Raw genomic sequence first — 23,279 nt, forward strand, 5'->3', positions numbered from 1 at the left:
TGCAACTTGCAGCTCAATTCCCACGGGTAGGCGTCTATGGAACAACCCCTGAAGGTGATGGTGATCGACGACTCGCGCACGATCCGCCGCACTGCGCAGATGTTGCTCGGTGAAGCCGGCTGCGAGGTGATCACCGCCAGCGATGGCTTCGATGCCCTGGCCAAGATCGTCGATCACCGCCCCGGCATCATCTTCGTCGACGTGTTGATGCCGCGCCTGGACGGCTACCAGACCTGCGCCATCATCAAGCACAACAGCGCCTTCAAGGACACCCCGGTGATCCTGTTGTCGTCGCGCGACGGGCTGTTCGACAAGGCCCGCGGGCGGGTAGTCGGCTCTGATCAGTTTCTGACCAAGCCGTTCAGCAAGGAAGAACTGCTCGACGCAATCCGTGCCCATGTGCCCGGGTTTGCGGCACCTGAACCACAAGCACCCTGACCGCGCCCCGCCATGGCACGGTTCTACTTTCCTGATGGGGTAACAGCATGGCCCGAGTTCTGATTGTCGACGACTCGCCGACAGAGATGACGAGTTTGACCCAGTTTCTTGAAAAGAATGGCCACGAGGTGCTCAAGGCCAACAACGGTGCCGACGGCGTGGCACTGGCCCGGCAGGAAAAGCCGGACGCCGTGCTGATGGACATCGTCATGCCGGGCATGAACGGCTTCCAGGCCACCCGCCAGCTCAGCAAAGACCCGGAAACCAGTGCCATTCCGGTGATCGTGGTCACCACCAAGGACCAGGAGACCGACCGCATCTGGGCCACCCGCCAGGGCGCCCGCGATTTCCTCACCAAACCGGTGGGCGAAGAGGCGCTGATCGCCAAGCTCAAAGAAGTGCTGGGGGCTTGACCAGCCGCCCGCAGGGCGCGTCACTGACCGCCTTCGAGTTGTTGCTGGACATCGACCGGCGCTGCCGTTTGCTGGTCGCTGACCAGCCGCCGCAAGACAACCGCCTGCAAGAGTGGAGTGGCATTGGCTTTCGCACCGCCGGGCAATGGTTCGTCGCGCCCATGGGCGAGGTGGCCGAGGTGCTGCGCGAGCCGCGTAGCAGCCGGGTACCGGGGGTGCAGCCATGGGTCTGCGGCGTGGCCAACCTGCGTGGCCGGTTGTTGCCGGTAATGGACCTGAGCAGCTTCTTTGGCCTGGGCCACGCCGCCCCGGGCAAGCAGCGCCGGGTGCTGGTGGTGGACCACGACGACCTGTTCGTCGGCCTGCTGGTGGACGAAGTGCTCGGTTTGCAGCACTTTACCCTCGACAGCCTGCAACTGTCCCCGCCACAGCCGTTGATTCGGGCTGCTGCGCGCTTTGTGCAAGGGCACTTCCCGCGTGAACGCAATTGGGCGATCTTCAGCCCCTTCGCCCTGGCCCAGGCGCCGGGCTTTCTCGATGTGGCGCTATAGGACCTGCGAACGTGAACACACCCGCCGCCCCCGTCACGGCCACCACCGTGACCCCGCGTACCCGCAGCATCGCGCAGATCACCGTGCTGTTCCTGATCCTGATCCTATCGATCATCCTGCTGTTCGCCAATTTCGCTTACCTGAACACCCAGTCCAACTACGACAAGCAGTACATCGGCCATGCCGGCGAGTTGCGCGTGCTGTCACAGCGCATCGCCAAGAACGCCACCGAAGCCGCTGCAGGCAAGGCGTTGGCGTTCAAGTTGCTGTCGGATGCGCGCAACGATTTCGAGCGGCGCTGGGGCTACCTGCGCCAAGGTGACAAGGCCACCGGCCTGCCGCCGGCGCCGCCCGCCGTGCGTGATGAAATGGAAGCGGTGCGGCGTGACTGGGAAAACCTGCGCAAGAACACCGATACCATCCTGGCCACTGAACAGACGGTGCTGTCGCTGCACCAGGTGGCGGCGACCCTGGCCGAAACCGTGCCGCAACTGCAGGTGGAGTACGAAAAGGTCGTCGAGATCCTGCTGCAGAGCGGCGCCCCGGCCAACCAGGTGGCGGTGGCCCAGCGCCAATTGTTGCTGGCCGAGCGGATCCTCGGCTCGGTCAATACCGTGCTGGCCGGTGATGACGCGGCAGCCCAGGCGGCCGATGCGTTCGGGCGTGATGCCGGGCGTTTCGGCCAGGTGCTGCAAGGGATGCTCAACGGCGATGCGGGCATCCAGGTAACCCGAGTTGCAGATGCCGACGCCCGTGCCCGGTTGGCCGAAATTGCCGAGCTGTTCCAGTTCGTTGCCGGTTCGGTGGACGAAATTCTCGAAACCTCCCCAGAGCTGTTCCGGGTGCGCGAGGCGGCGGGCAATATCTTCAGCCTGTCGCAAACCCTGCTCGACGAGGCCTCGCACCTGGCCAACGGTTTTGAAAACCTGGCCGGCGGGCGCACCCTCGATACCGTGGGTGGCTACGCCCTGGGCCTGCTGGCCCTGGCTTCGATCATCCTCATCGGCCTGGTGATGGTGCGCACCACCAACCGGCAGCTGCGCGAGACGGCAGAAAAGAACGAACGCAACCAACAGGCAATCATGCGCCTGCTCGATGAAATCGAAGAGCTGGCCGATGGCGACCTGACGGTGACGGTTTCGGTCACCGAAGACTTCACCGGCGCCATTGCCGACTCGATCAACTATTCGGTCGACCAACTGCGTGACCTGGTCGCTACCATCAACCACAGTGCGGTGCAGGTTGCCGCCGCCGTGCAGGATACGCAGAACACCGCGCGGCAGTTGGCCAAGGCCTCCGAGCAGCAGGCTGAGCAGATCAGCGAGGCGTCCGAGGCGGTGGGCGACATGGTCGAGTCGATCGACCGGGTTTCCGCACATGCCTATGAATCTGCCAAGGTTGCCGAGCGGTCGGTGGCCATCGCCAACAAGGGCAACGAGGTGGTGCACAACACCATCAACGGCATGGACAACATTCGCGAGCAGATTCAGGACACCGCCAAGCGCATCAAGCGGCTGGGCGAGTCGTCCCAGGAAATCGGCGATATCGTCAGCCTGATCGACGATATCGCCGACCAGACCAATATCCTTGCCCTGAACGCGGCAATCCAGGCCTCGCTGGCGGGCGAAGCCGGGCGCGGCTTTGCCGTGGTCGCCGACGAAGTGCAGCGCCTGGCCGAGCGCTCGTCGTCGGCCACCCGCCAGATCGAGGCGTTGGTGCGCACCATCCAGGCCGACACCAACGAAGCCGTCATATCCATGGAGCAAACCACCGCCGAGGTGGTGCGCGGTGCCCGCCTGGCCCAGGATGCCGGGGTGGCGCTGGCCGAGATCGAAGGGGTGTCGCAGAACCTTGCCGACCTTATCCACAGCATTTCCGACGCCGCGCAATTGCAGACCTCTTCGGCCGGGCAGATTTCCCACACCATGGCGGTGATCCAGCAGATCACTGCGCAGACTTCCGCCGGTTCTGGTGCGACCGCCGACAGTATTCGCCACCTGGCGCGCATGGCCAGCGAGATGCGCCGTTCGGTGTCTGGCTTCACCTTGCCACCACCTGCCGAGCCCAAGTGAACCGGCCTTGCGATGAACCGGCCTTGCGATGAGCCGTACTGATATGCCGCGCTGAGGAGTGCCCATGGCTGTAGCAGCACTAAGCCCCGAGCGCCACGATACCGTGGCGCTGGCCTGGACCAAGGCCGCCATCCTCGATTGCCTGGGCCAGGCCCGCCAGGCGCTGGAGCGCTTTGCCGGCGAGCCGGGCGAGCTGTCGATGCTGGCCTTCGTGGTCGACAACCTGCACCAGGTGCATGGTTGCCTGCGTATGCTCGAATTGCGCGGCGCAACACGCTTGGCCGAAGAGCTGGAGCTGTTCGCCAAGGCCTTGGCCGATGGCCAGGTCAGCCCGCGTGGGGATTGCCTGGGCGCATTGTTCCGCGGCCTCGAGCAATTGCCGGCGTACCTTGAACGCTTGCGTGGCGCGCGCCATGACCTGCCATTGGTGATGCTGCCGTTGCTCAACCAGTTGCGCGCCTGCCGGGGTGTCGAGCCGCTGGCCCAGGCCAGCCTGATCAGCGGCACGGCGCACCGCTTCGCCGGTGCCGATGACCTGGCCAACCTCGATCTGTCGCTGGGCAATTGGCGTGAACAGCTGCAGGCCGGGCCGGGCAGGGATGCCTTGCGCTCGGTAGTGACCGCGCTGTGCGACGACCTGATGCGCATCAAGGAGCGGCTTGACCAGTTCGTGCGGGGCGACCGTCAGCACCGTGAACAGCTTGACGCTTTGCTGGCGCCCCTGCGGCATGTCGCCGATACCCTCGCCGTGCTGGGCTTTCAGCAGCCACGGCGGGTGATCATCGACCAGGTGCTGGCCTTGCAGGCGCTGGCCGAGGGGGCGCGTGCCGTTGACGATGCGGTGCTGATGGATGTGGCAGGTGCCCTGCTGTACGTGGAGGCTACCCTCAACGGCATGGTCGGCCCGCTGGAGGAAAACGGCCAGGGCGGCCTGGCTGGCTCGGACCTGGCCGAGATTCGCCAGTTGGTGCTGAACGAGTCGCTGAATGTGCTGCAGCAGGCCAAGGACCTGATTGGCGATTGCCTGGAGTCCGGCTGGCCTCGGCAGCGCCTGCAACCCCTGCCGGGGTTGTTGCAGCAGGTTCGCGGGGCACTGGCCATGTTGATGCTGCCTGCGGTGGCCGAGCTGTTTGAGGGGTGTGCCGGCTATGTGCAGGGTTGGCTGCAACACCTGGAAGCGGAGCCGCCGGCCGATGAGCTGGCCCACCTGGCGCAGGCCCTGAGCGCGGCCGAGTGTTATCTGCAATGGCGTGTCGCAGATCCGCTGGCCGATGGCCAGCCCTTTATCGACACCGCACGGGCCAGCCTGGCTGCGCTTGGGGTGCAGTGTACGCAACCCGCCGCCACTGAAGGCGCCGATGACAGCAGCGATGGCATCGATGATGAGCTGCGCGAGGTGTTCCTCGAAGAGGCCGGTGAGCTGTTACCGGAAGTCGAGCGGCTCTGGCTGCGCTGGCGTGCCGATAACCAGCAGATGGCAGCACTGGGCGATGTTCGGCGCGCCTTGCACACGCTCAAGGGCAGTGGGCGTATGGTCCATGCCGAAGCCGTGGCCGAACTGGCGTGGGGCGCCGAACACCTGTTGAACCGTGTAATCGAAGGCCGCAGGGCGCTCAGCGCCCAGGGCGTGGTGGCGCTGCAGCAAGCGTTCGTGCAGTTGCCAGACCTGCTGGCCGACTTTGCCGCAGGCCAGTCACCGCAGCTGAGTGACATCGAACGACTGGCTGGGCATCTGCATGGCTTGGCTGAAAACGACCCACCCGCGGTCGCCGACCTCGATGGCCTCGACCCGCAGTTGCTGGACATCTTCCGCAGCGAAGCGCAAGGCCACCTGGCCAGTCTCGACGCCTTCCTGCAGGGTGCCGGCGGCCATGACACGCCGGTCAGCGATGACCTGCAACGTGCCTTGCACACGCTCAAGGGCAGCGCTGCCATGGCCGGGGTGATGCCGCTTGCCGAACTGGCCACGGCCTTCGACCGCCTGGTACGCGAATACAAGGGCCACCAGTTACTGCTGCAGATGGCTGAAGTCGAGTGGCTTGAGGCTGCCCGGGCGTTGTTCCAGCTGGGCCTGGCACAACTGGACAGCACCCCGCTTGCCCCCATTGCCGGGGCCTCGGACCTGATCGAGCGGGTTGGCCAGGCAGTGGACGAGCGGCTGGCCAGCCTGCACGCCGACCCTCAGCAGCAGCGGCGCGGCAGGCATGACCCGCAGTGGGTGGCCAGTTTCCTCGCGCAAGCGATGGATACCCTGCTCAACGCCGAATCGTTGCTGTCGCGTTGGCAGCAGCAGCCCGGCCAACGCGATGCGCTGGACACCCTGCTGGATGAAATGACCACGCTGGGCCATGCCGCGCACCTGGCCGACCTTTGCCCAATGGATGACCTGTGCGAGGCCCTGCTCGACCTCTATGGTGCCGTGGAGGAGGGCAGCCTGGCTGCCGAAGCAGGTTTTTTCGCCCTGGCCCAGGGTGCCCATGAAGCCCTGATGGACATGCTCGATGAAGTGGCGGCCGGCCAGGATGTAGCGCCGCGCCCGGAACTGGTCGAGCGCCTGCGTGCGCTGCTGGACCAGGCGCTGGCCCCGGATGCCACCGGCCTGGTGGGTATCGACGCGGTCACCCCGCTGCACCCGGACATGGACCTGACCGACGCCTTGGGCTTGAGCTTGCCACGCCCGTCACTGCCGCCGGAAGTGGCCGAGCCCCAGGTCGAGGAGGCCGAAAGCCCTGGCGAGGAGTTGTTGGAGGTATTCCTCGAAGAAAGCTCGGACATCGTCGAAAGCGCCGCTGCAGCCCTGGCCCGCTGGCAAGCCGACCCGCGCAGCAGCGTCGAGGTGGACAACCTGATGCGCGACCTGCACACCCTCAAGGGCGTGGCGCGCATGGTCGAAATCACCCCAATCGGCGACCTTGCCCATGAGCTTGAGTTTCTCTACGAACTGCTCGCCGCCGGCCGCCTGCCACCCAGTGCACCGTTGTTCGCCTTGCTGCAGAACTGCCACGATCGCCTGGCCCAAATGCTCGACGCCGTGCGCCTGGGGCAGCCGCTGCACGCGGCCACGGCGCTGATCGATTACATACGCAATTTCAGCAGCGCGGCACTGACCGACAGTGCCGCAGGCCAGGGGCCGCAAGATGCCAGCGCTGCCGAAGTGCCTGCAGCGGCACCCGAGCGCGCCGCCGGCGACATGGTCAAGGTCGATGCCGAACTGCTCGACGACCTGGGCAACCTGGCAGGTGAGCACTCGATCATCCGTGGGCGCATCGAGCAGCAGGTCAACGATGCGCAGTTTGCCCTCAACGAAATGGAAACCACTCTTGAGCGCATGCGCGACCAGTTGTTGCGCCTGGATAGCGAGACCCAGGGGCGGATCTCCAGCCGCCAGCCGTTCGAGGGCGATGCCTACGACGATTTCGACCCCCTGGAGCTGGACCGCCATTCGCAGTTGCAGCAGCTGTCGCGGGCACTGTTCGAGTCTGCCTCGGACCTGCTCGACCTGAAGGAAACCCTGGCCCAGCGCGCCCAGGAGGCGTACAGCCTGCTGCAGCAACAGGCGCGGGTGAACAGCCAGTTGCAGGAGGGCCTGACCGCCACCCTGATGGTGCCTTTCGAACGCCTTGTACCGCGTTTGCAACGGGTGGTGCGCCAGGTGGCCAGCGAGCTGGGCAAGCAAGTGGAGCTGGTGGTCGGCAACGCCGAGGGCGAACTGGACCGCAGCGTGCTCGAACGCATGGTGGCGCCGCTGGAGCACATGCTGCGCAACGCCGTGGACCATGGCCTGGAAAGCCGCGAAATGCGCCTGGCTGCGGGCAAGCCGGAGCTGGGTACCATCCACCTGAACTTGCTGCACGAAGGCGCCGATATCGTCATCGAAATGACCGACGACGGTGCCGGCGTGCCACTGGAGGCTGTACGGCGCAAGGCGATCAAACGCGGCTTGCTGGACCCGCAGGCGCACTTGAGCGACCACGAGATCCTGCAGTTCATCCTGCGCCCCGGCTTTTCCACCGCCGAGAAAATTACCCAGATCTCCGGGCGTGGCCTGGGCATGGACGTGGTGCACGAGGAGGTCAAGCAGCTGGGCGGTTCGATGAGCATCGAGTCGGCCCAGGGCAAAGGCGCGCGGTTCCTGATCCGCCTGCCGTTCACGGTGTCGATCAACCGCGCCTTGATGGTGCACCTGGGCGAGGAACAGTACGCCATCCCGCTCAATACCATCGAGGGCATCGTCCGCGTGCCGCCGGCCGAGCTGGCGGCGTGCTACCAGCTGGACACGCCACGCTATGTGTATGCCGGCCACGAATACGAGTTGCGCTACCTGGGCGAATTGCTGCAAGGCATGCCGCGCCCGAGCTTGCTGGGGCAAAGTGTGCCGCTGCCGGTACTGCTGGTGCATTCCAAGGAGCAGTCGTTCGCGATCCAGGCCGATGCCTTGTCACCCAGCCGCGAGATCGTGGTGAAAAGCCTGGGGCCGCAATTTGCCGCCGTTGCCGGGCTTTCCGGGGCGACGTTGCTGGGCGATGGGCGGGTCGTGCTGATTCTCGACCTGCTGGGCCAGCTGCGTGGCCAGCAGCGCAGGTTGGCGCGCCTGCCCGGGGGCGCCAACCCGCGCCAGTTGCCCGGCCCGGTACCGCGCCGCGCCTTGCTGGTGATGGTGGTGGACGACTCGGTCACGGTGCGCAAGGTCACCAGCCGCCTGCTGGAACGCCACGGCATGAGCGTGCTCACGGCCAAGGACGGTGTCGATGCCATGGCGTTGCTGCAGGAGCACCGCCCCGATGTGCTGCTGCTGGACATCGAGATGCCGCGCATGGACGGCTTCGAAGTCGCTACGCGTATCCGCCGTGATGAGCGGCTCAAAGACCTGCCGATCATCATGATCACCTCGCGTACCGGGCAGAAGCACCGCGACCGGGCCATGGCGATTGGCGTGAACGAATACCTGGGCAAGCCGTACCAGGAGTCGTTGCTGTTGCAAAGTATCGCCCAGTGGAGCCAGACCCATGCTTGAACTGATTGCCGGCCAGCGCAGCAGCCTGACCGGGTTGTTGCTGCCCTTGGGTGACCGGACCCTGGTGCTACCCAACGTGGCGGTGGCCGAGTTGAGCGGCCAACGCAGCCTGTTGTGCCAGCGCGGCGACCCGCCCTGGCACCTGGGCTGGATCGACTGGCGCCAGCAGCGCCTGCCGCTGATCGGTTTCGAGGCTGCCTGCGGTGGCGAAACACGGTGCGGGGAGCGGGCGCGGGTGGTGGTGCTCAATGCCTTGGGCGACACCGGCCTGCGCTACCTGGCATTGCTGCTGCAGGACATTCCGCGTTCCTGCAAGCTCGACAGCCAGCTCAACTATGTGGACGTGGCGCTGGGGCGGCTGGAGTTGGCCGCAGTACAGGTGGGCGAGCAAGTGGCGCGGGTGCCCGACCTGGTTGCGCTGGAAAGGCTGGTGCGTGACGCGCAATTGCAATAGCAGCGCTTGAAGTTTCAAGCTTGAGGTTGCGAGCTTGAGGGCGGTGTTCGTTTCACCGTGATCGGCTTGCAGCTTGCCGCTTGAAACTAGCCGCTCCTAGAGAGGTCTGTGTTTGCATGTATTACGGTGAACGCTTCAATGCCTGGACGCACCTGGTCGGTGCCATCCTGGCCAGCATCGGTGCCATCTGGCTGATCGTGGTTGCGGGTATGCAAGGTGACCCGTGGAAGATCGTCAGTTTCTCCATCTACGGCAGCACCTTGCTGTTGCTGTACAGCATCTCCACCCTCTACCACAGCACGCGCGGCCGGGCGAAGGTGATCATGCGCAAGCTCGATCACTTGTCGATCTACCTGCTGATTGCCGGCAGCTATACACCGTTTTGCCTGGTCAGCCTGCATGGCCCGTGGGGCTGGAGCCTGTTCGGCGTGGTCTGGGGGCTGGCAGTGATCGGCATGTTGCAGGAAATCAAGCCCCGCTCCGAAGCGCGGATCCTGTCGATCATCATCTACGCGGTGATGGGCTGGATCGTACTGGTGGCGGTCAACCCCCTGCTGCAAGCACTGGGCACCGCCGGCTTTGTCTGGCTCGCCGCCGGCGGAGTGTTCTATACCGTGGGCATCATCTTCTTCGCCCTCGACAGCCGCCTGCGCCACGCGCACGGTATCTGGCACCTGTTCGTGATCGCCGGCAGCCTTTTGCACTTTGTGGCGGTGTCGTTCTACGTGCGTTAGTTAAAAGTCGCCCCACAACTGCTGCGCTACCGACAGCGCCACTACCGGTGCGGTTTCGGTGCGCAGCACGCGCGGGCCGAGGCGTGCGGCCTGGAAGCCTGCGCGTTGCGCCTGTTCGACTTCAGCGTCGCCAAGGCCGCCTTCAGGGCCGATCAAGAAGGCCAGGGTGGCGGGCCTGGCATGGCTCGTGAGCGGCTCGGCCACCGGGTGCAGCACCAGCTTCAGCTCAGCCTGGGTGCTGCTCAGCCATTCGGCCAGGGTGGTGGGTGGGTTGATGGCCGGCAAGGTGGAGCGGCCGCATTGTTCGCAGGCGCTGATTGCCACCTGGCGCCAGTGCGCCAGGCGCTTGTCGGCGCGCTCGTCTTTGAGGCGCACTTCGCAGCGCTCGCTGATGATAGGCGTGATGGCGTTGGCGCCCAGTTCGGTGGCTTTCTGGATCGCCCAGTCCATCCGCTCGCCGCGGGACAGGCCTTGGCCAAGGTGGATGTGCAAAGGCGAATCGGCCTGGCCGGCAAACGCCTGGTCGAGGCTGACGCGTACGGTTTTCTTGCCCACTTCAAGCAAATGGCCACGGTATTCCTGGCCGCTGCCATCAAACAGCTGCACGGCGTCGCCGGGGGCCATGCGCAAGACGCGGCCAATATAGTGGGCCTGGGCCTCGGGCAGGTCATGCTCGCCAAGGCTCAGGGGGGCATCGATGAAAAAGCGGGACAGTCTCATGTAGTGCTCGTTGGCAAAGGGAAACGCGCCCTGGGTAGGAGCGGCCTTGTGTCGCGAAAGGGCTGCACGATCAGCCCGGGTCGCGGAAGTCGGGGTGGAAGTTGGCCGGCACCGCCACGCTGATGCGCTCGCGGGTGGCAAGGTCGATGCCTTCGCTGGCGACCTCGGCAAGGAAGTCGATCTGCTCGGGGGTGATCACGTACGGCGGCAGGAAGTACACCACGCTGCCCAACGGGCGCAACAGCGCGCCGCGGCTCAAGGCGTGTTCGAACACCTTCAGGCCCCGCCGCTGTTGCCAGGGGTAGGCGACCTTGCCCGCTTTGTCCTGAACCATCTCGATGGCCAGCGCCATGCCGGTCTGGCGGATTTCGGCCACGTGGGCGTGGTCGGCCAGGTGGGCGGTGGCGCTGGCCATGCGTGCGGCCAGGGCCTTGTTGGCCTCGATCACGTTGTCCTCGGCAAAGATGTCCAGGGTCGCCAGCGCCGCTGCGCACGCCAGCGGGTTGCCGGTGTAGCTGTGCGAGTGCAGGAACGCCCGCAGGGTCGGGTAATCGTCATAGAAGGCCTGGTACACCTTGTCGGTGGTCAGGCAGGCCGCCAGTGGCAGGTAGCCCCCGGTAAGGGCCTTGGACAGGCACAGGAAGTCTGGGCGGATGCCGGCCTGCTCGCAGGCGAACATCGTGCCGGTACGGCCAAAGCCCACCGCGATTTCATCGTGAATCAGGTGCACGTCGTAGCGGTCGCAGGCCTCGCGCAACAGCTTGAGGTACACCGGGTGGTACATGCGCATGCCGCCGGCGCCCTGGATCAGCGGCTCCACGATCACCGCCGAAATGGTCTCGTGGTGCTCGGCCAGGGTCTGTTCCATGCTGGCGAACATGTTGCGCGAATGCTCTTCCCAGCCCATGCCCTCGGGGCGCAGGTAGCAGTCCGGGCTCGGCACCTTGAGGGTATCGAGCAGCAGCGCCTGGTACGTCTCGGTGAACAGCGGCACATCGCCGACCGACATCGCGGCGATGGTTTCGCCGTGGTAGCTGTTGGTCAGGGTGACGAAGCGTTTCTTGCCTGGCTTGCCGACGTTCTGCCAGTAGTGGAAGCTCATCTTCAACGCGACTTCGATGCACGATGAGCCGTTGTCGGCGTAGAACACCCGGTCAAGCCCGGCCGGGGTCATGGCCACCAGGCGCTCGGACAGCTCGATCACCGGCTGATGGCTGAAGCCGGCCAGGATCACGTGTTCCAGCTGGTCGACCTGGTCCTTGATGCGCTGGTTGATGCGCGGGTTGGCGTGGCCGAACACATTGACCCACCAGCTGCTCACCGCGTCCAGGTAACGCTTGCCTTCGAAGTCTTCGAGCCATACGCCTTCACCGCGCCTGATCGGGATCAGCGGCAGTTGCTCATGGTCTTTCATCTGGGTGCAGGGGTGCCACAGGACCTTGAGGTCACGTTGCATCCACTGATCATTGAGGCCCATCGGCACTTCTCCTGGCTTTGCGGCGTGGTTCGACCGCGTAAGCCTAAGCAATGCCGCAGGGTAGGACAACCGCCGGGCGGCGGTAGGCAAAAATGTCAGTTGCCAAGGGCACTTGATATCACTGCGCTGGCAGGGCCGGCACGGCTGACGTATTCTTAACGCATCTCGCTCGGGGCATTTCAGCCCCTCCTCGTTCCTGTAACCTCTGACTCGGAGTTCGCCGACATGGCTGCTGCTTGGGTGCGCCTGTGCGCGTTGGTATTGATTGGTGTGTCCAGCGGCGCTGCGCTGGCGAAGGACAAGACACCCACGGCGATCGTCGTCGGCGGTGGCCTGGCGGGCCTTACGGCAGCCTATGAGCTGCAGAACAAAGGCTGGCAGGTGACCCTGCTGGAGGCCAAGGCCAGCATGGGCGGGCGCTCTGGCCTGGCCACCAGCGAGTGGATCGGCAACGCCAAGGCGCAACCTGTGCTCAATGAGTACCTTGAGCGCTTCAAGCTCACGACCCTGCCGGCGCCAGAGTTCGTGCGCACCCCGGGTTACCTGATCGACGGCGAGTACTTCAGCGCAACCGACCTGGCGACCAAGCAGCCGGCCACCGCCGAGGCACTCAAGCGTTACGAGAAAACCCTCGATGACCTGGCCCGCTCGATCGACGACCCGCTCAATCCGCAGGCCACCAGCACGCTGTTTGCCCTTGACCAGATCAACGTCGCCAGCTGGCTGGACAAGCTGCAACTGCCGGCCACCGCCCGGCAACTGATCAACCAGCAAATCCGCACCCGTTACGACGAACCGTCGCGCCTGTCGCTGCTGTACTTCGCCCAGCAGAACCGTGTTTACCGCAACGTCAGTGACCGTGACCTGCGGGCTGCGCGCCTGCCTGGCGGCAGCCCGGTGCTGGCCCAGGCCTTCGTCAAGCAGCTGAAGACCATCAAGACCAGCTCGCCGGTCACCGCCATCGTTCAGGACAAGGACAGCGTCACCGTCAAGGTCGGCAGTGTCGGTTACCAGGCCGATTACCTGGTCATGGCCGTGCCATTGCGCGCCCTGGCCAAGATCCAGATCACCCCGGGGCTGGACAGCCAGCACCTGGCGGCGCTCAAGGGCACCAACTATGGCTGGCGCGACCAGCTGATGCTCAAGTTCAAGAAGCCGGTCTGGGAAAGCCGCGCGCGCATGTCGGGCGAGGTGTTCAGCAACGCCGGTCTCGGCATGCTGTGGATCGAGCCGGCGCTCAAGGGCGGGGCGAACGTGGTGATCAACCTGTCCGGCGACAACGCCCGCCTGCTGCAGGCTTTCGGCGACAAGCAGATGGTCGACCAGGTGCTGATCCGTCTGCATGCCTTCTACCCGCAGGCGCGCGGTGCGTTCACCGGTTACGAGGTGAAGCGGTATAGCGTCGATGCCGGTACCGGCGGTGCCTACCTGGCCTACGGGCCGGGTCAGATCAGCAAGTTCTGGCGCCTGTGGGAGCGCCCGGTGCAGCGCATCACCTTTGCCGGTGAGCACACCGATGCCTTGTACCCGGGCACCCTGGAAGGCGCCCTGCGCAGCGGCCAACGTGCCGCCAGCCAGGCCCAGGACCTGCTGGCCGGCAAGTCGTTCGACCCGGCCAAGGCCGCGCCGGTCGCGGCAGCCGCCGCCGGTGCCGGGGCAGCTGCCGCGAGCAAGGGCGGGTTCTTCTCCAACCTGTTCGGTGGCTCGTCCGACAAAGCGGGCAAGGCTGAGCAGGCACCTGCCAAGGCTGAGTCCAAGGCAGGCGATGAGGCCAAGCAAGACAAGCCAGGCTTCTTCAAGCGCCTGTTCGGTGGCGCTGACGCGCCAGAGGCCAAGGCCCAGCCGGTAGCCAAGGCTGACGAAGCGGCGCCGGTCGTTGCCCCTGCGCCAGCGCCCCAGGCAGCACCAGCACCAGCACCAGCACCTGCACCGGCGGTGAAGGCCGCGCCGGCCAAGCCTGCTGCGGCCAAGGCCGCCCCTGCCAAGCATGCGCCGGCGCACAAGCCAGCGACCAAGCCTGCCGAGAGCAAAAAGGCCAACGCCAAGTCGGAGCCGGCCAAGAAACCTGTCGCCAACCCGCAGGCCAAGGCGGGTTGACAGGTCGCAGTGCCGGCCTCTAGGTGAGTAACCCTGCTCCTGCAACGGACACTGTGGTCCTTGGCGGGAGCGGGCGCCCTGGTAGAGGCCGGCCCTGGCTACCCCATTCACAGCCGTTGGCGTTAATGTTTCCTTAATGGGAAGCGATCAGAATTTCTATCGGATTTATCGATAATCCGAAGCAATTTTTTCCGCTTTTATTCGATACGTTACGCGTTAGTCTGTGCACAGCTTTCACAGGGAAACACGTCAACATGCAACTGCGCAATTCACCTTCCCGCTACGGCGTGGTCAGCATCGTCCTTCACTGGGGCGTGGCACTGGCAGTCTTCGGCCTGTTCGGCCTGGGCCTGTGGATGGTCGGCCTCGACTACTACAGCCCGTGGCGCAAAGCCGGCCCGGACCTGCACAAGAGCATCGGCCTGGTGCTGCTGGCGGTAATGCTGCTGCGTGTAGTCTGGCGTTTCATCAGCCCGCCACCGCCGGCACCGGCCAACCATGGCAGCTTCACCCGCCTGGCGGCCAAACTGGGCCATCTGGCGCTGTATCTCGGGTTGTTTGCCGTGATGGGCGCCGGCTACCTGATTTCCACTGCTGACGGCGTTGGCATTCCGGTATTCGGCCTGTTCGAAGTGCCGGCGTTGATCAGTGACCTGCCGGACCAAGCAGACGTGGCAGGGGTGATCCACCTGTGGCTGGCCTGGGGCCTGGTGATTTTTGCCGTGCTGCATGGCCTGGCTGCACTCAAGCACCATTTCATCGACCGTGACGCGACCCTGACCCGCATGCTGGGCCGCAAAGCTTGACCCTCAACCTCAATTGCATAGGAAGGAACAGGATGTTGAAAAAGACTTTTGCCGCTCTGGCGCTGGGTACCGCTCTGCTCTCTGCTGGCCAGGCCATGGCTGCCGAGTACAAGATCGACAAGGAAGGCCAGCACGCGTTCGTTGACTGGAAAATCAGCCACCTGGGCTACAGCTTCATCCACGGTACGTTCAAGGACTTCGACGGCAACTTCACTTGGGACAGCGCCAAGCCTGAAGCCAGCAAGATCAGCGTCGACCTGAAAACCGCCAGCCTGTGGTCGAACCACGCCGAACGTGACAAGCACATTGCCAGCGCTGACTTCCTGGACGTGAAAAAATACCCGGACGCCAAGTTCGTCTCCACCAGTGTGAAGTCGACTGGCGACAAGACCGCTGACGTGACTGGCGACCTGACCATGCACGGCGTGACCAAGCCGGTCACCTTCAAGGCAACCTTCAACGGTGAAGGCAAAGACCCATGGGGCGGGGAGCGTGCAGGCTTCAACGCGACCACCACGCTGAACCTGAACGACTTCGGCATCAAGGGCCCAGGCCCGGCTTCGCAAACCCTGGACCTGGATATCAGTGTCGAAGGCGTGAAGCAGAAGTAAGTATTGCGTTGCCCCTGAAAAACGCCGCCCATCGGGTAATGGCTGTCAGTTAAGTGTTACTGGGGCTGCTTTGCAGCCCTTCGCGGGCACGCCCGCTCCCACACGTTTTGCGCTGAACTCAAGAAATGCGCGATCCCCTGAGGGAGCGGGCGTGCCCGCGAAGGGTCGCAAAGCGGCCCCAAATTACTCAGCTGACTGGCATTAGCCCATCGGGCGGCGTTTTTTTTGCTACCTGGGCTTAGCCCTTCGCGGGCACGCCCGCTCCCACACGTTTGGCGCTAAATTCAAGAAATGCGCGATCCCCTGTGGGAGCGGGCGTGCCCGCGAAGGGGCGCAAAGCGGCCCCAACTTACTTAACTGACTGACATTAGCCCTTCGGGCGGCGATTTTTTGCTACCTGGGCTTAGCCCTTGCGGGTCAGCAGCGCCGGGCGCTCACCGCGGGGGCGGCTTGGCAGGTCATCCAGCTGCTCAGGCGTAGGGTAACGGTCGAGCTTGGATTCCTTGCGGATGATCACCGGCTGTTTTTCCGCCTGGCGCGGGTTGCGCACGGCTGGCTCCTGCCGGGCAGCATCGTCACGGGCCGGGCGACCACGGCCAGCGCCGCCATCACGACGGGCACCGCCTCCGTTGTTGGCGCGCGGCGGGCGTTTTTCGCCGCTGCTACCGCCGCTGCGCTGCTGGCCGCCGCTACGGGCCTGGCCCTGACCACCAGTGTTGCTGCGCTGACCATTGCCTTGGCCCTGGCCCTGACCGCCCCCCGGGCGACGATTGCGGCCCTGGCTCTTGCCTTGGTAGGGGCTGACGTAGTCAGCGCGGTTACCGAAGTTGTCGATCTCGTCATCCAGGAACTCTTCCGGGTCACGGTCGGCCGGAACCTTCGGCACGCTGGGGCTGCTGCTGGCTTGTTGCTGCTGGCGCGGCTTCTTGTCACGCGGCTTGCGCGGCTGCTGTTGCCTGTCGCCGCTCTTTTCCTTGTCGGCGGGCTTTTCAGCTGTTTGCTGCTTGGCCTTGCCTTTGTCCTTGCCCTTGTCCTTGCGGCCGCCGTTGGCGTCTTTGCCACCTTCGCCGCGGGCCTGCTGGTTACGGCCACCGCGGCCGTTGTTCTGCGGGCGCTCGCGTACTTCGGGCTTTTCGGCTTCTACCTGGCTGGCGTCGAAGCCCATCAGGTCGCCGTCGGGAATGCGCTGGCGAGTGACGCGCTCGATGCTCTTGAGCAGTTTTTCTTCATCCGGGGCGACCATGGAAATGGCCTCGCCCGAACGGCCGGCGCGGCCAGTACGGCCGATGCGGTGCACGTAGTCTTCCTCAACGTTCGGCAGCTCGAAGTTGACCACGTGTGGCAGTTGGTCGATGTCCAGGCCGCGGGCGGCGATGTCGGTAGCGACCAGTACCCGGACACTGTTGGCCTTGAAGTCGGCCAGCGCCTTGGTACGAGCGTTCTGGCTCTTGTTGCCATGGATGGCGGCGGCGGTCAGGCCGTGCTTTTCCAGGTACTCGGCCAGGCGGTTGGCACCGTGCTTGGTCCGGGTGAACACCAGCACCTGTTCCCACGCACCGAGGGTGATCAGGTGCGCCAGCAGGGCACGCTTGTGGCTGGCCGGCAGGCGATACACGCGTTGTTCGATACGCTCCACGGTGGTGTTCGGCGGGGTGACTTCGATGCGCTCCGGGTTGTGCAGGAGCTTGTCGGCGAGGTCGGTGATGTCTTTGGAGAAGGTGGCCGAGAACAGCAGGTTCTGGCGCTTGGCCGGCAAGCGGGCAAGTACCTTCTTCACGTCGTGGATAAAGCCCATGTCGAGCATGCGGTCGGCTTCGTCCAGGACGAGGATTTCAACGTGGGCCAGGTCGACCTTGCCTTGGCCGGCCAGGTCGAGCAGGCGGCCAGGGCAGGCTACCAGTACGTCGACACCCTTGGCGATGGCCTGGATCTGAGGGTTCATGCCTACGCCGCCGAAGATGCAGGCGCTGACCAGGGGCAAGTCGCGGGCATACACCTTGAAGCTGTCATGCACCTGGGCGGCCAGTTCGCGGGTCGGGGTCAGTACCAGCACGCGGGGTTGGCGCGGGCCATGGCGCTGCGACTTGTCGGGGTGGCCGGCCGGGAACAGGCGCTCGAGAATCGGCAGGGCAAAGCCGCCGGTTTTACCAGTACCAGTCTGGGCGGCAACCATCAGGTCGCGGCCTTGCAACACGGCGGGAATGGCCCGCTGTTGCACGGGGGTCGGCTGGGTATAGCCCGCAGCTTCGATAGCGCGGACAAGAGCCTCGGAGAGACCGAGGGAAGCAAAGGACATGGGCGATCCTGTTCTCGTTTGGGCTGGGCCCGTATGGGATGTTCTGCCTGGCGCGACGGGCATCGTCGGGATGCGATCGCGTCCGGTCCAGCTGGGCTTTCACTGCACATCCGGGAAACGGAGGGTGGACGCGAAGGTGCGCCAGTGCCGATCGGGATGCCTGTTGCGAGGCCGAGCGTCCGGGCGTGAGCCGGGCGGGAAGGCCCGAGTATAACAGAGCTATCGCGCTGTGCTGCTTTCCTGCTGCTCAACGGCGTTGAGAATGTTTTTGGTGTCGCCTGTGTAGCGGTTGCTGATCGCCGTGTAGGCCGCTTCCTGCTTGAAACGCCGCAGTTCTTCGGCAAACGCCTCGGCCAGTGCCTCGCGGCCCGGCTTGCGCACCAGGGCCAGGTACTGGTGCTGGCGCCTGACCACCAGTGGCAGCGCCTCGACCTGCCGTTGCAGGCCCAGTTGCTGCGCCAGGTAATGGCCAGCCTTGCGGTCGGTGATCGCCAGGTCGACACGGCCCAGCATCAGCTTGCCGAAATTGGCTTCGTGGGTGGGCGCGGCTTCGCGCTTGAAGTAGGTGGCCCCGCTGAAGGCTGCGCCATAGGTGTAGCCGGGCGAGGTGCCGACGGTAAGCCCGGCCAGGTCTTCCAGCTGGTTGACCACGTGGCGGCGCACACTGGCCTGGAACAGGATGAACTCGACCTCCGACATGGGCTCTGGCGCGTAGACCAGGTAGGGCTGACGCGACTCGGTCTGGAAGATATCGACAATACCGTCGGCCAGGCCCTGTTCGACCATTGCCAGGCAACGCTTCCACGGCAGGAACTGCCATTCCACCTCGACCCCGAGGCGGGCGAACACCAGGTTGGTCACTTCGTAGTCGATGCCGCGTGGATGGCCGTCCTGCTGGTACACGTAGGGCGCCCAGTCGTCGGAGACCAGGCGCAAGCGTTCGCCCAGGGCCAACGGGCTCAGGCAAACGAGCAGCAGGATCCAGAACAGCCGGGCGATGTTGGGCATGCCGGGAGATTACGCGCTCGGCCGGTGCAAGGCCAGAGGGCAGGGCACCGGGCCATTCAAGCGTGGGAAGACCTGAGCAGGTGATGCTCGATGTCCTTGCGTCGTTCCCCCAGCGACAAGCGCAGCCCGGGGTGGCGCAAGCACTGGCGCAGGCGCTCGGGGTCGGTGGGGCCGTGGCGGGCATTGAGGTTTTCCAGGGCCTTGTCCCACCAGGCCGACGCGCAGGCGCGGTCGAACTCGTTGGCGTAGGGGTAGCAGCCGTACAGCAACTCACGGGCAAACTGACGTTCCTGGGGCGGAAGGGTCAGGCTCAATGCCTTGTAGCCCAGGCGGTGCAAGGCCGGTGGCCGGGGCAGCTGGTCGTTGACCAGGGCGACGTCGGCCAGCGCTGCCGGGCTGAGTGGATGTTGCCCATGTTTGGCCAGCCAGGCCTGGATCTTGGCGCGGAACTGCGCCTTGCGGCTCCAGTAATGGTGAATGACGTCGGAGCATGCCGCCAGCTGCAGGTGACCATGGGCCGCGACTGCCAGGCAGAATTCTTCCAGGGTGTAGGCCTCGCGCGCCAGCGGGTAGAGCGTGTCCATCAGGTCGATGGAGCGGTCCAGGGTGCCCGCGTCGGCGGCAGTGAGGCCGATCACCCCGGAGTTGACCAGGGGCATCTGGCAGTCGGCCAGGCCGCGGGACTGCAGAGGGCCCAGCAGGTTTTTATACAGCAGGCACTTCGGGTTCGCCCCATAGTGCGGGCCGATGGTGTTGCACAGCAGCTTGCCTGGCGCGACCCGGTCGAACAGTTGCAGTGGTGACTTGCGGAAAAAGGTATCGGTGTCGATCAGCACGGCCAGCGGGTGCTGGCGCAGTACCTGGCGCAACAGCACATGCTTGCTGCGAAAGTGGTAGCCGTGCGGGGCGTTCCAGGCTTGGCGCGTGGCCTCGTCCAGTACATGAGTGGTGACCGGTAGCCCGGCATAGGGTTGCGGGTTGTCGGTGTAGACCTGGATGTCCATGACGCTGCTGGCGGTGCCGCCGAGCTGGGCAAGGGCGCTGATGATGCTGAAACAGGCTTCCTGATGATAGGTCGCGGGGCCAAAAGCCAGGTAGACGAGCTGTGGGCGAGATGGCTGGGGATGCTGCATGGCAGGCAAGACCTGTGTAACCCAAAAAAGAACAAGGCCTTAGTCTATGACCAAAGCCTTAATCATTTCTTAAGCAGACATTGCCAAAAAGTTTCAGCGCGGCAGCTTGAGGTTGTTCCACAGCGCCAGGCTCGCCTCGGCCTGGTTCAGGGTGTAGAAGTGCAGGCCCGGTGCGCCGCCTTGCAGCAGTTGTTCGCACATGCGGGTGATGACTTCTTCGCCGAAGGCCTGGATGCTTGCGGTGTCATCACCGTAGGCTTCCAGCTGCTTGCGGATCCAGCGCGGAATCTCGGCGCCACAGGCATCCGAGAAGCGTGCCAGTTTGCTGTAGTTGGTGATTGGCATGATGCCCGGCACCACCGGGATATCCACGCCCAGCTTCTGCGCGCGCTCGACAAAGTAGAAGTAGCTGTCGGCGTTGAAGAAGTACTGGGTGATGGCGCTGTCGGCACCGGCCTTGACCTTCTGCACGAAGTTGCCCAGGTCGGCCTCGAAGTTGCGCGCCTGTGGGTGCATTTCGGGGTAGGCAGCCACTTCCAGGTGGAAGTGATCGCCGGTTTCCGTGCGGATGAACTCGACCAGGTCGCTGGCGTAGCGCAGTTCGCCGGAGGCCATGCCCATGCCCGACGGCAGGTCGCCGCGCAAGGCCACGATGCGCTTGATGCCGGCGGCCTTGTACTCGGCCAGCAGGGCGCGCAGTTCAGCCTTGGTGTCGCCCACGCACGACAGGTGAGGGGCGGCCGGTACCTGTACTTCGCTTTCCAGCTGCAGCACGGTGTTCAGCGTACGGTCGCGGGTCGAACCACCGGCACCATAGGTGCAGGAGAAGAAGTCCGGATTGCAGGCAGCCAGCTGGCGGGCTACACCCATCAGCTTTTCGTGACCGGCATCGGTCTTGGTCGGGAAGAACTCGAAACTGTAGCGGCGTTCTTGTGACATCAGGCGTTCCTCTGGCAGCAAGCTGCAAGCTGCAAGCTGCAAGCTGCAAGCTGCAAGCTTCAAGCTTCAAGCTTCAAGCTGCAAGTAAAAGCCAGATCGGTGATGGCCGGTCTGGCTTGGTCATCGTTCAAGGTTCAAGAGGCTGGAGCTACAAGCTGCGGTCTGCTTCTGCTTGCAACTTGCAACTTGCAACTTGCAACTTGCTGCTCGCTGCTCGCTGCTAGCAGCTCCAACCCTGCCGCTTAGTAGCGGTAAGCGTGCGGCTTGAACGGGCCTTCGACGGTCACGCCGATGTAGTCGGCTTGCTGTTTGGTCAGCTGGGTGACCACGCCGCCGAAGCCGCGGACCATTTCCAGGGCCACTTCTTCGTCGAGCTTTTTCGGCAGCACTTCCACGGTCAGGCGCTCGGCCTTCTTCTCGGGCGACAGGTCGGCGAACTTCTGCTCGAACAGGAAGATCTGGGCCAGGACCTGGTTGGCGAACGAACCGTCCATGATGCGGCTTGGGTGGCCGGTGGCGTTGCCCAGGTTTACCAAGCGGCCTTCGGCCAGCAGGATCAGGTAGTCGTCGTTCTGCGGGTCGAAGCTGCCGGCACCGGTGCGGTGGATCTTGTGCACCTGCGGCTTGACTTCTTCCCAGGCCCAGTTCTTGCGCATGAAGGCCGTGTCGATCTCGTTGTCGAAGTGGCCGATGTTGCACACCACGGCACGCTTCTTCAGGGCCTTGAGCATGTTGGCATCGCATACATTGACGTTGCCGGTGGTGGTCACGATCAGGTCGATCTTGCCCAGCAGGGCTTTATCGATGCTGGCTTCGCTGCCGTCGTTGATACCGTCGATGAACGGCGATACCACCTCGAAGCCGTCCATGCAGGCCTGCATGGCGCAGATCGGGTCGACTTCGGTGACCTTGACGATCATGCCTTCCTGGCGCAGCGACTGCGCCGAACCCTTGCCCACGTCGCCGTAGCCGATCACCAGCGCCTGCTTGCCCGACAGCAGGTGGTCGGTACCACGCTTGATGGCGTCGTTCAGGCTGTGACGGCAGCCATACTTGTTGTCGTTCTTGCTCTTGGTGACCGAGTCGTTGACGTTGATTGCCGGGACTTTCAGCTCGCCCTTGGCCAGCATGTCCAGAAGGCGGTGCACGCCAGTGGTGGTTTCTTCGGTCACGCCGTGCACGCGGTCCAGTACCTGCGGGTACTTCTTGTGCAGCAGCTCGGTCAGGTCGCCACCGTCGTCGAGGATCATGTTGGCGTCCCATGGCTGGCCATCCTTGAGGATGGTCTGCTCCAGGCACCACTCGTACTCTTCTTCGGTTTCACCTTTCCAGGCGAACACCGGGATACCGGCAGCGGCGATGGAGGCGGCGGCCTGGTCCTGGGTGGAGAAGATGTTGCAGGACGACCAGCGCACTTCGGCACCCAGGGCTACCAGGGTTTCGATCAGCACGGCGGTCTGGATGGTCATGTGGATGCAGCCCAAAATCTTCGCACCCTTGAGCGGTTGCTCGGCCAGGTACTTGCGACGCAGGCCCATCAGCGCAGGCATTTCCGATTCGGCGATGATGGTTTCGCGACGGCCCCAGGCGGCCAGGGAGATGTCGGCGACTTTGAAATCGGTAAAACCAGCAGGCATGTTTGCAGCGCTCATGAGAGCCTCCATTCGTAGTGTGCGAATGGGCGCCGTTGTGCGTTAAGCGCCCGCGAGAGCGAGCAACGCCCCATCCGAGCCTGACAGGCCTAGCCTGCTGCAGCGCCCCTCGGACAGGTGGCGGGCATGGCACCGCTGTGGGCAACCATGTGAAGCGGCGCAGATTATAGCTGTGCCTGCCGGCTTGCCCAAGGTTTTCTGTCGATTAATCGCGACGATAGTCGATGTGCAATGGAGCGATCGCAGTTGCTCTGCCATCATGGGCGCACGTTAGCCAAGCAGGTCAGGAGTACTGATGAACTTTCACACCCGCAAGTGGGTTAAACCCGAAGACCTCAACCCCAATGGCACCCTGTTCGGTGGCAGCCTGTTGCGCTGGATCGACGAAGAGGCGGCGATCTACGCCATCGTGCAGCTGGGCAACCAGCGCGTGGTGACCAAGTACATGTCGGAAATCAATTTCGTCAGTGCCTCGCGCCAGGGCGACATCATCGAGCTGGGCATCACTGCGACGGAGTTCGGCCGCACCTCGATCACCCTCAAATGCGAGGTACGCAACAAGATCACCCGCAAGAGCATCCTGACCGTGGACAAGATGGTCTTCGTCAACCTGGGTGAAGACGGCTTGCCGGCGGCCCATGGGCGAACCGCGATCAAGTATGTGCAGGACCAGTTCCCGGATTCTGCCGTCGAGTGATCGTATGGGGCTGCGCTGCAGCCCATCGCCGGCAAGCCAGCTCCCACAGGGATCGCATCAGGGCTGACAGGTGTTTGTCACAAGGTATGGCAGCGCCTGTGAGATCGAGCGCCGCCCGCGCGGCGCAATCGCGAGCTGCGCTCGCTCCTACGTTTGTTTCGGGCCAG

18 protein-coding genes and 1 riboswitch are annotated in these 23,279 nt (G+C 64.3%); of the genes, 11 read left to right on the forward strand and 7 right to left on the reverse strand.

Translation table 11 applies throughout. From position 1 onward, the window contains the following. Positions 1-36 precede the first annotated feature (36 nt). The 7 genes from EGJ22_RS11770 (at position 37) to EGJ22_RS11800 (ending at position 9,676) form a co-directional block, all read left to right on the forward strand. Positions 37-438, forward strand: coding sequence for a PleD family two-component system response regulator (locus EGJ22_RS11770; protein WP_009682818.1), 402 nt, complete (start codon positions 37-39; stop codon positions 436-438). A 47-nt stretch (positions 439-485) separates the two neighbouring features. Then, entirely contained in the window at positions 486-851 is a 366-nt protein-coding gene (gene pilH / locus EGJ22_RS11775) for a twitching motility response regulator PilH (protein WP_009682819.1), read from the forward strand. Beyond that, on the forward strand, positions 848-1,402 hold the full coding sequence (locus tag EGJ22_RS11780; protein WP_029887363.1) for a chemotaxis protein CheW: 555 nt from the start codon (positions 848-850) through the stop codon (positions 1,400-1,402). Before pilH ends, EGJ22_RS11780 begins: the two co-directional genes overlap by 4 nt. Positions 1,403-1,449: 47 nt before the next feature. Beyond that, positions 1,450-3,474 carry a methyl-accepting chemotaxis protein gene (locus EGJ22_RS11785; RefSeq protein WP_223809682.1) on the forward strand — a complete coding sequence of 675 codons (2,025 nt, stop codon included), beginning with the start codon at positions 1,450-1,452 and terminating at the stop codon, positions 3,472-3,474. Positions 3,475-3,538: 64 nt separating this feature from the next. Next, positions 3,539-8,488, forward strand: a complete 4,950-nt coding sequence (locus tag EGJ22_RS11790) for an Hpt domain-containing protein (protein WP_064314817.1) — start codon at positions 3,539-3,541, stop codon at positions 8,486-8,488. Then, entirely contained in the window at positions 8,481-8,942 is a 462-nt protein-coding gene (locus tag EGJ22_RS11795; protein WP_029887360.1) for a chemotaxis protein CheW, read from the forward strand. Before EGJ22_RS11790 ends, EGJ22_RS11795 begins: the two co-directional genes overlap by 8 nt. 116 nt (positions 8,943-9,058) lie before the next feature. Next, positions 9,059-9,676: a hemolysin III family protein gene (locus tag EGJ22_RS11800; RefSeq protein WP_009682824.1), complete on the forward strand. Its 618-nt coding sequence runs from the start codon at positions 9,059-9,061 to the stop codon at positions 9,674-9,676. Here the strand turns inward: EGJ22_RS11800 and EGJ22_RS11805 are convergent, their stop codons facing one another. Both EGJ22_RS11805 and EGJ22_RS11810 read right to left on the reverse strand, forming a co-directional pair. Beyond that, positions 9,677-10,396 (reverse strand): 16S rRNA (uracil(1498)-N(3))-methyltransferase, encoded by a 720-nt coding sequence (locus EGJ22_RS11805; RefSeq protein ID WP_029887359.1) that lies wholly within the window; start codon positions 10,394-10,396, stop codon positions 9,677-9,679. Between the two features lie 70 nt (positions 10,397-10,466). Next, positions 10,467-11,873, reverse strand: a complete 1,407-nt coding sequence (locus EGJ22_RS11810; protein WP_029887358.1) for an adenosylmethionine--8-amino-7-oxononanoate transaminase — start codon at positions 11,871-11,873, stop codon at positions 10,467-10,469. A 225-nt stretch (positions 11,874-12,098) separates the two neighbouring features. Here EGJ22_RS11810 and EGJ22_RS11815 point away from each other — a divergent pair, with 225 nt between their 5' ends. From EGJ22_RS11815 to EGJ22_RS11825, 3 genes are all read left to right on the forward strand, one after another. Further along, positions 12,099-13,970 (forward strand): flavin monoamine oxidase family protein, encoded by a 1,872-nt coding sequence (locus EGJ22_RS11815; RefSeq protein ID WP_029887357.1) that lies wholly within the window; start codon positions 12,099-12,101, stop codon positions 13,968-13,970. A gap of 254 nt (positions 13,971-14,224) precedes the next feature. Next, positions 14,225-14,776, forward strand: a complete 552-nt coding sequence (locus EGJ22_RS11820) for a cytochrome b (RefSeq protein ID WP_029887356.1) — start codon at positions 14,225-14,227, stop codon at positions 14,774-14,776. A 32-nt stretch (positions 14,777-14,808) separates the two neighbouring features. Then, the gene (locus EGJ22_RS11825; protein WP_009682831.1) at positions 14,809-15,387 is read left to right on the forward strand and encodes a YceI family protein; all 579 of its coding nucleotides are present in this window, start codon (positions 14,809-14,811) and stop codon (positions 15,385-15,387) included. A 403-nt stretch (positions 15,388-15,790) separates the two neighbouring features. On the opposite strand, the gene EGJ22_RS11830 is transcribed toward EGJ22_RS11825, so the two are convergent. The 5 genes from EGJ22_RS11830 to ahcY all read right to left on the reverse strand — a co-directional run bounded on the left by EGJ22_RS11830 (position 15,791) and on the right by ahcY (position 22,415). After that, positions 15,791-17,683: a DEAD/DEAH box helicase gene (locus tag EGJ22_RS11830; RefSeq protein WP_009682832.1), complete on the reverse strand. Its 1,893-nt coding sequence runs from the start codon at positions 17,681-17,683 to the stop codon at positions 15,791-15,793. Positions 17,684-17,902: 219 nt separating this feature from the next. Further along, positions 17,903-18,691, reverse strand: coding sequence for an ABC transporter substrate-binding protein (locus tag EGJ22_RS11835; RefSeq protein ID WP_009682833.1), 789 nt, complete (start codon positions 18,689-18,691; stop codon positions 17,903-17,905). A gap of 56 nt (positions 18,692-18,747) precedes the next feature. After that, the gene (locus tag EGJ22_RS11840; protein ID WP_009682834.1) at positions 18,748-19,824 is read right to left on the reverse strand and encodes a hypothetical protein; all 1,077 of its coding nucleotides are present in this window, start codon (positions 19,822-19,824) and stop codon (positions 18,748-18,750) included. A 93-nt stretch (positions 19,825-19,917) separates the two neighbouring features. Beyond that, entirely contained in the window at positions 19,918-20,763 is an 846-nt protein-coding gene (metF, locus tag EGJ22_RS11845) for a methylenetetrahydrofolate reductase [NAD(P)H] (RefSeq protein WP_029887595.1), read from the reverse strand. Between the two features lie 242 nt (positions 20,764-21,005). Then, positions 21,006-22,415 carry an adenosylhomocysteinase gene (gene ahcY / locus EGJ22_RS11850; RefSeq protein WP_029887594.1) on the reverse strand — a complete coding sequence of 470 codons (1,410 nt, stop codon included), beginning with the start codon at positions 22,413-22,415 and terminating at the stop codon, positions 21,006-21,008. A gap of 20 nt (positions 22,416-22,435) precedes the next feature. Next, positions 22,436-22,532: riboswitch (S-adenosyl-L-homocysteine riboswitch) on the reverse strand. Positions 22,533-22,710: 178 nt separating this feature from the next. Here ahcY and EGJ22_RS11855 point away from each other — a divergent pair. Then, positions 22,711-23,112: an acyl-CoA thioesterase gene (locus EGJ22_RS11855; RefSeq protein WP_009682837.1), complete on the forward strand. Its 402-nt coding sequence runs from the start codon at positions 22,711-22,713 to the stop codon at positions 23,110-23,112. Positions 23,113-23,279: the final 167 nt, after the last annotated feature.

Source organism: Pseudomonas sp. p99-361 (genome assembly GCF_003935475.1).
GTDB classification, from domain to species: Bacteria; Pseudomonadota; Gammaproteobacteria; order Pseudomonadales; family Pseudomonadaceae; genus Aquipseudomonas; species Aquipseudomonas juntendi.

Coding starts and splice junctions, on each gene's coding strand:
- EGJ22_RS11770 (WP_009682818.1), top strand. CDS start 37: ATGGAACAACCCCTGAAGGTGATGGTGATCGACGACTCGCGCACGATC.
- pilH (WP_009682819.1), top strand. CDS start 486: ATGGCCCGAGTTCTGATTGTCGACGACTCGCCGACAGAGATGACGAGT.
- EGJ22_RS11790 (WP_064314817.1), top strand. CDS start 3,539: ATGGCTGTAGCAGCACTAAGCCCCGAGCGCCACGATACCGTGGCGCTG.
- EGJ22_RS11795 (WP_029887360.1), top strand. CDS start 8,481: ATGCTTGAACTGATTGCCGGCCAGCGCAGCAGCCTGACCGGGTTGTTG.
- EGJ22_RS11800 (WP_009682824.1), top strand. CDS start 9,059: ATGTATTACGGTGAACGCTTCAATGCCTGGACGCACCTGGTCGGTGCC.
- EGJ22_RS11805 (WP_029887359.1), bottom strand. CDS start 10,396: ATGAGACTGTCCCGCTTTTTCATCGATGCCCCCCTGAGCCTTGGCGAG.
- EGJ22_RS11810 (WP_029887358.1), bottom strand. CDS start 11,873: ATGGGCCTCAATGATCAGTGGATGCAACGTGACCTCAAGGTCCTGTGG.
- EGJ22_RS11815 (WP_029887357.1), top strand. CDS start 12,099: ATGGCTGCTGCTTGGGTGCGCCTGTGCGCGTTGGTATTGATTGGTGTG.
- EGJ22_RS11820 (WP_029887356.1), top strand. CDS start 14,225: ATGCAACTGCGCAATTCACCTTCCCGCTACGGCGTGGTCAGCATCGTC.
- EGJ22_RS11825 (WP_009682831.1), top strand. CDS start 14,809: ATGTTGAAAAAGACTTTTGCCGCTCTGGCGCTGGGTACCGCTCTGCTC.
- EGJ22_RS11830 (WP_009682832.1), bottom strand. CDS start 17,683: ATGTCCTTTGCTTCCCTCGGTCTCTCCGAGGCTCTTGTCCGCGCTATC.
- EGJ22_RS11835 (WP_009682833.1), bottom strand. CDS start 18,691: ATGCCCAACATCGCCCGGCTGTTCTGGATCCTGCTGCTCGTTTGCCTG.
- EGJ22_RS11840 (WP_009682834.1), bottom strand. CDS start 19,824: ATGCAGCATCCCCAGCCATCTCGCCCACAGCTCGTCTACCTGGCTTTT.
- metF (WP_029887595.1), bottom strand. CDS start 20,763: ATGTCACAAGAACGCCGCTACAGTTTCGAGTTCTTCCCGACCAAGACC.
- ahcY (WP_029887594.1), bottom strand. CDS start 22,415: ATGAGCGCTGCAAACATGCCTGCTGGTTTTACCGATTTCAAAGTCGCC.
- EGJ22_RS11855 (WP_009682837.1), top strand. CDS start 22,711: ATGAACTTTCACACCCGCAAGTGGGTTAAACCCGAAGACCTCAACCCC.